The 1056-nt window shown below is 43.3% G+C and carries 1 protein-coding gene; it reads right to left on the reverse strand.

What is annotated here, in order from left to right; all coding sequences use genetic code 11:
- On the reverse strand, nt 1–183 hold a 183-nt coding region (locus ACFILW_RS09965), incomplete at its 3' end, for a hypothetical protein (protein WP_375685758.1).
- Between the last annotated feature and the right edge of the window lie 873 nt (nt 184–1056).

Here is a 1056-nt window from a genome sequence, read left to right on the forward strand (position 1 = left end):
TGCCAAATTCTCGCCCCCAGTAGAAGACTCGCCTTTCTCTACGAGACCGGATCGACGACCTTCAACAAGTATGCGGGCAACATACTTTAATCTAAAATAAGGGACATCTTTTTGCGGTACGCGTAGCTTTTCACCTTCCAGTATTAGCTCGACAAACCGCATGACGTAAACGACGCAGTCCACAGTTCCTCGTCTCGGTCGTGGTGTTCGATTGTCGTGAATTAAAGGATAGTATAGAGTTAAAGACTCTCCGAACTCCATTGTGACGAAATAGTCAAACATTTTCTTCTGTTACGTTAAAGAATTTCACGTTAGTTGGCAGCTTAATGAAGTTCATTTTACCCTTTATTCGAATAACCTTCAGTAAGGAACTTACCATTTTCAGACGCGTGTCTGGCGTGCTCGTCACGGTCGCAGGATGAATAATGCCTGTATTCTTTTTTTTTCGCTGTCAAGGACCACCACATGGAAGTGCCCATTCATCACTATCGGGAGGATAACTATTTCTACTTTGTTCAGGTTACGTGCAGCATCTCCGATCATAGCGATCGTCGTCTCACACGCGTCAGGCTGTCCCGACATAAAAAGTGCCCCTGGTCATGTTATGGAGGCGTGCTTCTTAAACGGATATGGGACTCGCCGCAAGAACTTTTGCATTATGCATACGAACACATCCATCACATCGTCTGGCACCAATTCCTTTCCTTCGAGCAGGGCGAATAGACTTCTTCTTGTGGTGCTCACACAGTCATACCTCCAGACAGGAGTACTGCGGTTAAACAATAACGGACATTGTTAAAAAACATATTACCTACATATGTGGTAAATTATATTTTTACACATTAACGTCTATATGCATAAGTTTCAATCTATAATTAAATGGTAACACGGGTATTTAAACATCAAACCAGAAACTTCATACATACTCGTTTATATGGGAGTTGAGGAAGATCGTTATCATCTCTTGCTCGAGTATGTCGAGGCGCGAATGTCCGGGGTATTTTTTCTTCCGCGGAATGAATTCTTGCCGTAATTCCTCGTATTGTTCGTTCCCGC

This window comes from Bartonella sp. TT110JLCBS, from assembly GCF_042193405.1.
Classification (GTDB): Bacteria; Pseudomonadota; Alphaproteobacteria; order Rhizobiales; family Rhizobiaceae; genus Bartonella.